General features: G+C 62.0%; 6 protein-coding genes. 3 read left to right on the forward strand and 3 right to left on the reverse strand.

Annotated elements, in window-relative coordinates:
• Positions 1 to 3: 3 nt before the first annotated feature.
• A complete protein-coding gene (locus AC1D3C_RS10005; protein ID WP_477482758.1) occupies positions 4 to 1065 on the forward strand; it encodes an ABC transporter ATP-binding protein in 1062 nt (353 codons plus the stop codon).
• A 92-nt stretch (positions 1066 to 1157) separates the two neighbouring features.
• On the opposite strand, the gene metH is transcribed toward AC1D3C_RS10005, so the two are convergent.
• On the reverse strand, positions 1158 to 4931 hold the full coding sequence (metH, locus tag AC1D3C_RS10010) for a methionine synthase (protein WP_477482759.1): 3774 nt from the start codon (positions 4929 to 4931) through the stop codon (positions 1158 to 1160).
• 168 nt (positions 4932 to 5099) lie between these two features.
• On the opposite strand from metH, the gene AC1D3C_RS10015 reads away from it, so the two are divergent.
• Both AC1D3C_RS10015 and AC1D3C_RS10020 read left to right on the forward strand, forming a co-directional pair.
• On the forward strand, positions 5100 to 6356 hold the full coding sequence (locus tag AC1D3C_RS10015; RefSeq protein ID WP_477482760.1) for an AGE family epimerase/isomerase: 1257 nt from the start codon (positions 5100 to 5102) through the stop codon (positions 6354 to 6356).
• Positions 6357 to 6449: 93 nt separating this feature from the next.
• Complete coding sequence (locus tag AC1D3C_RS10020) at positions 6450 to 6944, forward strand: MgtC/SapB family protein (RefSeq protein WP_477482761.1); 495 nt, start codon at positions 6450 to 6452, stop codon at positions 6942 to 6944.
• A 21-nt stretch (positions 6945 to 6965) separates the two neighbouring features.
• Here AC1D3C_RS10020 and AC1D3C_RS10025 read toward each other — a convergent pair whose 3' ends face one another.
• Both AC1D3C_RS10025 and AC1D3C_RS10030 read right to left on the reverse strand, forming a co-directional pair.
• Entirely contained in the window at positions 6966 to 9893 is a 2928-nt protein-coding gene (locus AC1D3C_RS10025) for a hybrid sensor histidine kinase/response regulator (protein ID WP_477482762.1), read from the reverse strand.
• Between the two features lie 175 nt (positions 9894 to 10068).
• Positions 10069 to 12252, reverse strand: a complete 2184-nt coding sequence (locus AC1D3C_RS10030; RefSeq protein WP_477482763.1) for a putative bifunctional diguanylate cyclase/phosphodiesterase — start codon at positions 12250 to 12252, stop codon at positions 10069 to 10071.
• Positions 12253 to 12324: the final 72 nt, after the last annotated feature.

Below are 12324 nucleotides of genomic sequence, written 5' to 3' on the forward strand. Positions count from 1 at the left end.
TTGATGTCGTTCCTCGTTCTCGAAAGTATCAAGAAGAGTTTCGGCCAGACGCAGGTCGTCAAGGACTTCAACATGTCCATCGAGAAGGGCGAGTTCGTCTCCTTTCTCGGACCGTCGGGCTGCGGCAAGACGACCGTGCTGCGCATGATTGCCGGGTTCGAAAGCCCGAGCGACGGTGCGATCTCGATCAACGGCCGGAACCAGAACGCGCTGAAGACCAACCAGCGCAATATCGGCATGGTCTTTCAGGCCTATGCACTGTTCCCGAACATGAACGTCTTCGACAACGTCGCCTTCGGTTTGAAGGTGGCTGGCAAGGCCCAGGCGGAGATCGAAGCGCGCGTCAAGGAAATGCTGACGCTGATCGGTCTCGACCACCTGGCCGACCGCTACCCATACCAGATGTCCGGCGGCCAGCAGCAGCGCGTCGCACTCGCCCGGGCGCTTGCGCCGAAACCGCAGGTCCTGCTGCTCGACGAGCCGCTGTCGGCGCTCGATGCCAAGATCCGTGTTTCGTTGCGCGAAGAGATCCGTGAAATCCAGCGCCGGCTCGGCATCACCACCGTCTTCGTGACGCACGATCAGGAAGAGGCCCTGTCGATCTCCGACCGCGTCGTCGTCATGAATGCCGGCCGCGCCGACCAGATCGGCACCCCGTCGGAAATCTACAATCGCCCGACCACCCGTTTCGTCGCCTCCTTCGTCGGCACGCTCAACATCATCGAAGCGACCGTCGTCGATCCGGCGGCCAACACGGTGAAGGTCGGCGAAAACACGATCAGGCTTCGGGAATCGATCGGCGCCCTGAAAGGCGGCGACAAGCTGTCGATCGCCCTGCGCCCGGAAGCCGGTTCGCTGCTGGAAAATGCCAAGGGCGACACCTCGCTGACCGGCCAGGTGATCTCCTCGCATTTCCTGGGCTCGGTCATCCGCACCAAGCTTGATGTCGGCGGAAACCAGATTTCCTTCGACATGTTCAATTCGCCGGATGCGGTCCTGCCGCAGCCGGGAGAAACCCTGACGCTGCGCTTCAACGCCCACGATTTCCTGATCATCCGCGACTGATTGCGGATAAATCGGAGGGCTACGGCCCGCAGACGAAAACGGCATCCTCGCGGATGCCGTTTTGCATTTGAGCAGTTCAGGCGGCGGTGTTCTCAGGCCGCGTCGTCGACCGCATCCTGGCCGGACACCGGCACGTAGTTGAGGACCGGGCCGAGCCAGCGCTCGATCTCCTCGATCGACATGCCCTTGCGCTTGGCGTAGTCCTCGACCTGATCGCGCTCGACCTTGGCGACGCCGAAATAATAGGATGCCGGATGGCCGATATAGAGGCCGGAGACCGACGAGCCGGGCCACATCGCGTAGCTTTCCGTCAGAACGACGCCGGTCGCCTCTTCCGCGTCGAGCAACCGGAACAGCGTCGCCTTTTCCGTATGGTCGGGCTGGGCCGGATAACCCGGCGCCGGGCGGATGCCGTGATAGGCTTCGGTGATCAACTCTTCCGCGGAAAAATTCTCGTCCGGCGCGTAACCCCAGAATTCCTTGCGGACCTGCTCGTGCATGCATTCGGCGAAGGCTTCCGCGAAGCGGTCGGCGAGCGCCTTGACGAGGATCGATGAGTAATCGTCGTTCGCCCGTTCGAACCGCTCGGCGATCGCCACTTCCTCGATACCGGCCGTGACGACGAAACCGCCGACATAGTCGTCGAGACCTGTCGCAACTGGGGCGACGAAATCCGACAGCGCGACGTTCGGACGACCGTCCCGCTTCGAAAGCTGCTGACGCAGTGTGAAGAAGGTCGCCAGTTCCTCGTTGCGGCTTTCATCGGTGTAAACGCGGATGTCGTCACCGACCGCATTGGCCGGCCAGAAGCCGATCACCGCCCGCGGCCGGAACCATTTTTCGGCAATGATCTTGTCGAGCATCGCCTGCGCATCGGCATAAAGCTGGCGCGCCGCCTCGCCCTGTTTCTCGTCTTCGAGAATCGCCGGGAAACGGCCCTTCAGTTCCCAGGTCTGGAAGAACGGGGTCCAGTCGATATATTTCGCCAGTTCCGCCAGGTCATAGGTCTCGAACACTTTCGTTCCGGTGAATTGCGGCTTCTTGGGCCGGTAGGACGACCAGTCGACCTTCTCGGCATTGTCGCGGGCACGGCCGATCGGCAGGCGGGTTTTTTCCGCTTCCGCGCGTGCGTGTGCCGCGGCAACCTTGGCATATTCCGCCTGCACCGTGCTGATATAGCTCGGCTTTCCGTCCTCGGACAGAAGCGCGGACACGACGCCGACCGCGCGGCTGGCATCGGTCACGTAGATCGCCTGGCCGCGATCATAGCGCGGGTGGATCTTCACGGCCGTATGCACACGGCTGGTCGTCGCGCCGCCGATCAGCAGCGGAATGTCGAACCCCTGGCGCTCCATTTCCGACGCCACATGTACCATCTCATCGAGCGACGGGGTGATCAGGCCGGAAAGCCCGATGATATCGACCTTCTCGGCAATCGCCGTTTCCAGGATCTTCGTCGCCGGCACCATCACGCCGAGATCGATGATCTCGTAATTGTTGCAGGCGAGCACGACGCCGACGATATTCTTGCCGATATCGTGGACGTCGCCCTTGACGGTCGCCATCAGCACCTTGCCGGCGGACTTTTTCTGGTCGCCGCCATTGAGGCGCTTCTCCTCTTCCATATAGGGCAGAAGCACGGCCACGGCCTGCTTCATGACGCGGGCGGACTTCACCACCTGCGGCAGGAACATCTTTCCGGACCCGAACAGGTCGCCGACCACGTTCATGCCGGCCATCAGCGGACCCTCGATCACATGCAGAGGCCGCTCAGCATTCTGGCGCGCCTCTTCCGTATCGGCCTCGATGAACTCGTTGATACCGTTGACGAGCGCATGCGAAAGGCGCTTCTCCACCGGCCATTCGCGCCAAGCGAGATCTCTCTCCTTGGCTTCCTTGGCACCGGTTCCGCGATAACGCTCGGCGATATCCAGCATCCGTTCGGTGGCGTCGTCGCGGCGGTTGAGAACGACATCCTCGCAGGCCTCGCGCAGGTCGGGATCGATGTTTTCGTAGATCGCCAGCTGGCCGGCATTGACGATGCCCATGTCCATGCCCGCCTGGATGGCGTGGTAGAGGAACACGGCATGCATCGCCTCACGCACCGGCTCGTTGCCGCGGAACGAGAACGACAGGTTGGAGACACCGCCAGAGATATGCACCAGCGGCATGCGCTCGCGGATGGTCTTGGTCGCCTGGATGAAGGCGAGACCGTAGCTGTTATGCTCCTCGATGCCGGTCGCGACCGCAAAGACGTTGGGGTCGAAGATGATGTCTTCCGGCGGGAAGTCCGCCTCTTCGGTTAGGAGCTTGTAGGCGCGTTCGCAGATCGCCACCTTGCGCTCGTAGGTATCTGCCTGGCCCTGCTCGTCGAAGGCCATGACCACGACGGCAGCACCGTAATTACGCAGCAGCTTGGCCTGGGCGATGAATTTTTCCTCGCCCTCCTTCATCGAGATCGAGTTGACCACCGGCTTGCCCTGCACGCATTTCAGGCCCGCTTCCATGATCTCGAACTTGGACGAGTCGAGCATGATCGGCACCCGGGCGATATCCGGCTCGGCGGCAATCAGGTTGACGAACTCGACCATCGCCCGCTGCGAATCGATCAGGCCTTCGTCCATGTTGATGTCGATGACCGAAGCGCCGTTTTCCACCTGGTCGCGGGCGATCGCCAGCGCCGCAGTAAAATCGCCTGCGGTGACCAGCTTGCGGAATTTCGCCGAGCCGGTGACGTTGGTGCGCTCGCCGACATTGACGAAGGGGATGTCCTTGGTGAACTCGAAGGGTTCCAGGCCCGCCAGCGACATGAACGGCCGGTGCTCAGGCACTTCGCGCGGCTTGTGCGGCGCCACCGCTTCGGCAATCGCGCGGATATGGTCCGGCGTCGAACCGCAGCAGCCGCCGACGACGTTGACCAGGCCTTCCGCCGCAAAGCCTTCGATCTGGCGGGCCATGTCTTCGGGCGATTCGTCGTAACCGCCGAACGAATTCGGCAGACCGGCATTCGGATAGGCGGAGATGAACGTGTCGGCAACGCCCGAGAGTTCCTGCAGGTGCGGCCGCATCGCATCGGCACCCAGCGCGCAGTTCAGCCCGACCGTGAAGGGTTTTGAATGACGGATGGAGGACCAGAAGGCCGATGGCGTCTGGCCGGACAGCGTGCGGCCGGAAAGGTCGGTGATCGTGCCGGAGATCATCACCGGCAGGCGGATGCCCTTTGCCTCGAAACGCTCGGCGCAGGCGAAGATCGCGGCCTTGGCGTTGAGCGTATCGAAGATCGTCTCGATCAGGATGATATCGGCGCCACCGTCGATCAGCCCGTCGAGCTGTTCGCCATAGGCAAGTCTGAGGTCGTCGAATGTCACCGCCCGGTAACCGGGATTATTGACGTCAGGCGAAATCGAGGCCGTGCGATTGGTCGGGCCGATGGCGCCGGCGACGAACCGGCGGCGGCCGTCTTCCTTCTGGGCCCGAAATGCCGCGCGCTTCGCCAGCCGTGCACCGTCGCGATTGAGGTCGTAGACCGCATTTTCCATCTGGTAGTCGGCCTGGGCGATACGGGTCGACGAGAACGTGTTGGTCTCGATGATGTCGGCACCTGCCTTGGCGTAGCGGTAATGGATATCCTCGACCGCCTGCGGCTGCGACAGGATCAGCAGGTCGTTATTGCCCTGCTGATGGCAGGCGCAGCTGGCAAACCGCTCGCCGCGAAAATGCCCCTCGTCGAAACCGAGCCCCTGGATTTCGGTGCCCATCGCGCCATCGATGATCAGGATGCGCTCGCGCGCAGCCGCCTTGAGTGCCGCCAGAATCTCTGCGCCATCGCGAGCGGCGGCTTCGGGACCAAAGAGTTCGTCGAACATGGCACAGCCCTTCATCGTTTCGATTTCGTTCAATAACCGCATAAAGATATGTTTATGTCAATATATAACCGGTATGTCGTGCGATATAGAATAGTCGATGACATGAAACCGGCCGGGCGTTATAGGCGTTCTGACCCACTGCCCTGCCACAGCGATTCCGAGGTTTTCATGAGCGACACGCGTCAGACAGAAGCCAACTGGGCGAGCCTTCCCTATCATCGTCGGTGGCTCCTCGATCAGGCGGACGGACTCTTTGATTTCTTTCAGGTCCGGGCAATGAACCCGAAGGGCGGCTTCTTCGATCTCGACGACCAGGGCTCACCGATTGGCGGCGCCAATCCGACCCGGGGCATTCATGCATCGGCGCGCATGGTCCACTGTTTTTCGATCGGCCATCTGCTTGGCCGGCCGGGCTCCGGCGATATCGTCGACCACGGCATGCGCACCCTCTGGGAGCGCCATCGCGACACGGAATATGGCGGCTATTTCTGGCAGGTCAATGATGACGGCGCGGCTGATCCCGCCAAGCAGGGTTACGGCCATGCCTTCGTGCTGCTTGCCGCCTCTTCCGCCAAGGTCATCGGCCACCCCCTCGCCGATCAGATGCTGGCCGATATAACCGAGGTCCTCGAAACCAGGTTCTGGGAACCGCGCCATGGCGCGATCGCGGAAGAATTCAACCTTGACTGGTCGCCGATCGATGGCGGCAGCTATCGCGGCCAGAACTCCAACATGCACCTCACCGAAGCGTTGATGGCCGCATACGAGGCGACCGGCGAGAAGGCCTATCTCGAGAAGGCGACGAGCATTGCCGACCTCGTCATCCGCCGTTCTGCCGGCAGCGTCGGTTTCCGCGTTGCCGAACATTTCGATGCCGAATGGACGATCGACAAGGACTATTACCATCCCGACGAGATGTTCCGCCCCGCCGGCACCACGCCCGGCCATTGGCTGGAATGGTCGCGCCTCCTGCTGCAGCTCTGGACGCTCGGGGATAAAAAGCACGGCTGGATGCCGGACGCGGCAAAATCGCTGTTCGTCCAGTCCATGTCACTGGGCTGGGACAGCCAAAAGGGCGGCTTCTTCTACACGCTCGACTGGAGCGACAAGCCCGCCAAGACCAACAAGCTCTGGTGGCCGATGTGCGAGGCGGCCGGTGCCGCGCATTTCCTCAACGAGCACCTGCCGGCCGACAATTTCTACGAGGACAGCTATAGGCGGATCTGGGGCACGATCGCCAACCGCTTCATCGATCACAAAAACGGCGGCTGGCACGAGGAACTGACCGAGGATCTCGTCCCGGCCCACACTCTTTTCCCCGGCAAGGGCGATATCTACCACGCCCTGCAGGCCTGCCTCATCCCGCTCTTTCCGGCAAACGGCAGTCTGACGAAGGTCATCGTCGAGGCCGATGGGCGCCTCTGAGGCTTTCGCGCCGGCGTACAGCGCTGACGGAACCATATAGGCCTGCGTCAGTTTCCGGTGTTACGTCACCGGTAACATCGGGATATCGCGATCATGCTCAACGCACTTGCCGAGGAGTTTTCGCATGAGGCGCCGGTTGCGATCGAAGTGCTTCTGGTGAGGCTGGTTGGCGCCGCGTTTCTCTGCGGTCTGATCGGCCTTGAGCGCGAGTTGCGCAAGAATTCCGCCGGCCTGCGCACTAACATGCTGATCGGCCTCGCATCTGCCGTCTTCACGCTGGTCGGCCTGCAGATCATGCATGAGTTCGGCAACCAGCCCAATACGGTCCGGATCGACCCGATCCGCCTCATCGAGGCCGTCACCGCCGGAATTGCCTTCCTTGCCGCCGGCGTCGTTTTCCAGATGCGCGGCGATGTAAAGGGCCTGACGACCGGCGCCAGCATGTGGCTGTCGGGTGCGATCGGGCTCTGCGTCGGCCTCGGCATGTGGATCGTCGCAGCAGCCGCGACCAGCGCCGGCATCGTCATCCTCTGGCTGCTGCGCAAAACCGAAGTGGCCGCGGGTATGAAGGACGAAGATAACGGCTGACCCGCAAAAGACGAATGCGGCTCAGCCGCTCGGCCGTGGCGTCACCATCGACCGTATGCGGGTCGTCAGCAGCTCGTAGTCGTAAGGCTTGGTGATCAGCGCCGTCTGGCCGAGCTCTTCCGATCCCGGCACGTTGCGGTCGCCGGTGGCAAAGATCACCGGCAGATCGGCAAGCGTTTCGCGCAATTTCAAGGCAAGCTGCAAGCCACTCATTTCCGGCAGATGCACATCGGTGACGAGGATGTCGATCGTCTGGCTGCCGCCCACTGCAAGCGCTTCGGCTGCCGATCCCGCCTCGACCACGGTCATGCCGGCATCCTGCAGGAAATCCGCCGTCGAGATGCGGATCAGCGCTTCGTCCTCGACCAGCAGAACCGAGATCGGCAGATCCGGCGCCGAAGGCTGCTCGACGGCCGGCTGAACCGAAATTATCTCAGGAGGACTTTCGGACAAGCGCGGCGGCGGCGGCGGCCGGCTCTGGTCGATCACCTGGCGGATTTTTCGGGCGAGCGCCTCCCGCGTATAGGGTTTGCTCAGCAGGTTGACCCCCGGATCGAGCCGCCCGCCATGGACGATCGAATTTTCGGTATAACCCGAGGTGAACAGCACACCGAGATGCGGCAGCCGCTCCTTGGCCCGATTGGCGAGATCGCTGCTCTTCAACCGCCCCGGCATCACCACATCCGTGAACAGGCAGTCGATCGGCACGCCGCTTTCGACGATCGCAAGCCCGCTGTCGGCATCCTTGGCCCGCAGGACCCGATAACCGAGTTCGGCGAGCAGACTGACGGTGATTTCCCGCACGGCTTCGTCGTCCTCGACGACCAGGATCGTCTCGTCGCCGCCCAAGGCAGCACCACTGGCATTTTCGCCAACCAAATCCTCATCCTCCATCGATCGCGGAAGATATATCCGCACGGTGGTGCCGTTGCCCGGCTCGCTGTAGATCCTGATATGGCCGCCCGACTGTTTGACGAAACCATAGACCATCGACAGGCCAAGCCCTGTCCCCTTGCCTTCCGGCTTGGTGGTGAAGAAGGGATCGAAGACCTTGTCCAGAATGTCGGCCGTCATGCCCGTACCCGTATCGGTGACCGCCAGCATCACATATTTCCCGACCTCCATGTCGAACGCGTGCCGCGCATATTCGTCGTCGAGATAGACATTGCCGAGTTCGATCGTCAGCTTGCCCTGCCCGTTCATCGCATCGCGTGCATTGATGGCGAGATTGAGGAGGGCGTTCTCGACATTGCTCGGATCGACCAACGTATTCCACAACCCGCTGCCAACAATCGTGTCGATCTCGATCGCTTCGCCGAGACTGCGCCTCAGAAGATGATCCATCTCGCGGATCAAGCGGCTCAGATTGATCACCTTCGGCGAAAGCGGCTGGCGGCGGCCGAAGGCGAGAAGCTGCGAGGCAAGCCGGGCGCCGCGCGACGCCCCTGCAAGCGCGCTGTTCAACCGTCTTTCGGCAACTTCATTGCCTGCGAACTCCCGCCCCAGAAGCTGGAGATTGCCGGTGATCACCTGCAGGAGATTGTTGAAATCGTGGGCGATGCCGCCGGCGAGATTGCCGATCGCCTCCATCTTCTGGCTTTGGCGAAGCACTTCCTGCGTCCGCTCGAGCTCGATCGTTCTTTCCTCGACCCGGTGGCCGAGGGTTTCGGCGAGGCTGGAAAGCTCCGATTCGGTCTGTTTCTGCTCGTCGATATCGGTATTGGTAGCGACCCAGAGGGTGATTTCGCCTTCGGCATTCTTGATCGGTACCGCGCGACTGATGAACCAGCGATAGACGCCGTCGTGGCGGCGCAGGCGGATCTCCGTCTCAAGACGGCCCCCGACGCGGATCGCTTCTCCCCAGGCCGCGGCGATCCGGGGCGAATCGTCCGGATGCAGCATGTCGGAGCGGCGCTCCCTGTCGAAATAGAAGGATTCCAGGCCGCTATAGGTAAAAATCTGGTCGTTGCACCACTGCATCCGGCCATCCGGTGTCGCCGTCCACACATGCGTCGGCAACGACTGGGCAAGCGTGCGGAAACGGTCCTCGTTTTCGCGGGCCGCCTCCTGCGCGCGGCGAAGCTCCGTAACGTCATGGCCCTGCACGAAAATGCCGTTGACCATGCCGTCGCGATCACGGATCGGCTGGTAGACGAAATCGAGAAACCGCTCTTCCGGCTGAACGCTTTCAGAGGGCTGGAGAACGACGCGCGCGCCATAGGCGCTATAGGGCGTACCCGTCCGGTAAACCTCGTCGAGCAGCTCGTAAAAGCCCTGGCCGGCAATATCCGGCAGAGCCTCGCGCACCGTCTTGCCGATCAGGTCCTCACGGCCGACGATCGCCCGGTAGGACCTGTTGACGATCGAGAAAACATGCTCCGGACCGCGCAGCACCGCCATGAAGCCGGGCGCCTGCTCGAACAGCATGCGCAGATATTCCCGTTCCTCGCCGAGCGCGACATTCTCTCCCTGCACGGCATCGGCCCGGCGCATCAGGTCGGTGTGAACCTTCAAGCCGCCGTCGCTCGCGGACCGGCTGCGTAGCAGATGAAGTTCAGTCACATCCACCGTATGCTGCAGGATGAAGATCGGCTGCCCCGCCTCGTCCTTGATCGGCGTATGGGTGGCACTCCAATACCGATCCTCGAGCTCACCGTCGGGGCCCGGGATCGGATAGGGAATGAGCGGCAGGTGATCCACCTCACCAGTGGAAAGGACCTTGGCGAACGATTGGCGCAGAAGCCGGCCCGGGACAGACGCCGACTCGCTCGGAAACGCATCGAACATGTTGCGGCCGAGAAGCTCTTGACGGCTACGCCCCGTCACCGCCAGATAAGCGTCGTTCATCCCGACAAGCCGCAACTCCCGGTCGAGGATGACATAGGGGTTGGGTGCGAGATTGAACAACTGATTCAGATCGATTTCGGAAAGCTCCGTCAGTCTGAACATGCGCCGTCCCTGATGCCAAATGCATCATCAGGTTATAGAGTTTCCGCGATTGTTGACAATTGAAATCAGGCCCGTCCCGGAAATCTCCCATGGGATTGTCGCGACCGCCAAAGGATACTCATGTCCCGGTTTGACGTCCGGTTTTGGCACCGGCCCTTGCGCGGATCATGCCGGATTACTTGATCCGGATACGCTGCTTTTCGATCGGTTGGACGAAGAGCCGGGCAACCTCTTCGGCCGGCATCGCCTTGCCGTAACGATAGCCCTGCCCCGCCTCGCAGCCCATCAGGCGAAGCGCCGCCTCCTGCTCCTCGGTCTCGATACCCTCGGCAATCGTCTTCAGCCCCAGTTCCTTGCTGAGCATGATCAGCGCCCGGGTGATGGCGGCGTCGCGCGGCTTGGTCAGGAGGTCCCGGACGAAGCCCATATCGATCTTGAGCGTCGTCAGCGGATAGCGCTGCAGCGAACCGAGCGAAGCATAGCCCGTGCCGAAATCGTCGAAAGCAATGCCGACGCCGAGTTCGCTCAGCGCCTGAATAGACTCGAGCGACTGATCGTCGTCGTTGAGCGTGACCGTCTCGGTGATCTCGATCTCCAGGAGCCGCGGATCGAGGGCGTAGCGCGCGATCAGGTCGATGACGCTGCGCGCCAGATCGCCGGCCCGAACCTGCGCGGGAAACAGATTGACGCCCATCTTGATCGGCGGATAACCGGCTGCATTCCAGGCGGCCATCTGGCGACCCGCCTCGTCAAGCACCCACAAGCCGACGTCGAGCGCGATCGAACTCTGCTCCAGAGCCGGAAGGAAGGCGGCGGGCGGCAGGAGACCGCGCTCGGGATGCTGCCAGCGTATCAGTGCTTCGACGCCGAACACCTCGCCGGTCTCGATGGTCACCTGCGGTTGATAATACAGCACGAGTTCGTGCCTGTTCAAAGCCCGCAGCAATTCGTCCCGGAGCGTTCGCCTTGCCAGGGTCTCGTTGCGCATCGACTGTTCGAACATGCGCACGACGCGGCCGCCGGCCTGTTTGGCCCGATAGAGCGCGAAATCGGCGCTGGCGATCAGTTCCTCCGCATCCGAACCATGATTGGGAGCGAGCGAAAAACCGACGCTCGCCCCGACACGGAACGTGTGCCCGGCAACCTCGAACGGTATCTTGAAAGCCTCGATGACCGCATTTGCGGTCTTCTGGGCGATAAGGGGATCGCCTGTTCCGGGAATGAGAATGGCAAACTCGTCGCCGCCGAACCGGGATACGGTGACGTTACGGTCAAGAACCGCCGGCAATCTTACACCGATCGCCTGCAGCAGGGAGTCGCCGACGCCGTGCCCCAGCCGATCGTTGACGTCCTTGAAGCCGTCAAGATCGAAGAGCAGCACGGCAAGCGGCCGCTTGCGCGCCAGTTCCTCGCGCAGAAGGTCCTCGAAACGAGGCCGATTGCATAGGCCGGTGAGCGTATCCTGGCTTGCCAGCCTCAGGAGCCGGACGTCGCGGTCGCGGCGTTCGGATATGTCTTTGATGATGGCGCCCACGCCGACGCCGCGCTGATCATGCCAGATCGAAAGGGCCATCTCGATCGGAAACTCCGTACCATCCTTGCGGCGAGCCGACACCTCGACGGTCTTGCCCTTGAGTTTGGAATTGCCGCCCGCGGCCACGCGCGCGAGACCGGCATTGTGGGCCGCGCGGAATCGCTCCGGCACGATCATATCGAGCGAGCTGCCGATCATCTCCTCCCGTCCGAAACCGAACATGTCGAGCGCCGCCTGGTTGACGAATTCAATCCGGCCGGTGGGATCGACGGTAACCAGCGAAAGATCGGTCGCATTCGCAAAGTTGGCAGCCGTCGCCTGCGGTATGCCCTCGCGACGCAATTCCATGTGCTCCATGACCATGGCTGCAAGGCCCGCGAGCGTCCGCCTTTCCCGCTCGGAAAAGCTTTCGCGCACCTGCGTGTCGGCGATGCACAGCGCTCCGATCCGAAAACCGTCCGGCGAGACCAGCGGCGCTCCGGCGTAAAACCGGATGAAGGGTTCGCCGGTGACGATCGGCAGGCTGGAGAACCGCGCGTCGTGCCGCGCGTCGGACACCACGAGAACATCATCCCTGCGGATCGTGTGATCGCAAAAGGATTCGGATCGGTGGGTCTCCTCGATATCGAGACCGGAACAGGCTTTGAACCATTGCCGATCCTCTTCGATCAGCGTCACGAAAGCCATGCGCGTGGAAAAGAGCTCCGAGGCAAAACGGCAGATGCGATCAAAACGGTTTTCGGGCCCGGAACCCGCAATACGGTAACTTGCCAGAGCGTCGAGCCGTCTGCGCTCTGCAATATCGATGCTGTCGACGTGGGACATCTCTGCTCCGGAGGCGGGCGGTAGTACCGCACCATAGAAATCCATCCATTAGAGAAAGCATAACGAGGTGCC

This window comes from Neorhizobium sp. P1_A6 (genome assembly GCF_056406795.1).

Bases quoted from the DNA above. Each gene is read 5' to 3' on its own strand.
- AC1D3C_RS10020 (WP_477482761.1), top strand. From the start codon at position 6,450: ATGCTCAACGCACTTGCCGAGGAGTTTTCGCATGAGGCGCCGGTTGCG.
- AC1D3C_RS10005 (WP_477482758.1), top strand. From the start codon at position 4: ATGTCGTTCCTCGTTCTCGAAAGTATCAAGAAGAGTTTCGGCCAGACG.
- metH (WP_477482759.1), bottom strand. From the start codon at position 4,931: ATGTTCGACGAACTCTTTGGTCCCGAAGCCGCCGCTCGCGATGGCGCA.
- AC1D3C_RS10025 (WP_477482762.1), bottom strand. From the start codon at position 9,893: ATGTTCAGACTGACGGAGCTTTCCGAAATCGATCTGAATCAGTTGTTC.
- AC1D3C_RS10015 (WP_477482760.1), top strand. From the start codon at position 5,100: ATGAGCGACACGCGTCAGACAGAAGCCAACTGGGCGAGCCTTCCCTAT.
- AC1D3C_RS10030 (WP_477482763.1), bottom strand. From the start codon at position 12,252: ATGTCCCACGTCGACAGCATCGATATTGCAGAGCGCAGACGGCTCGAC.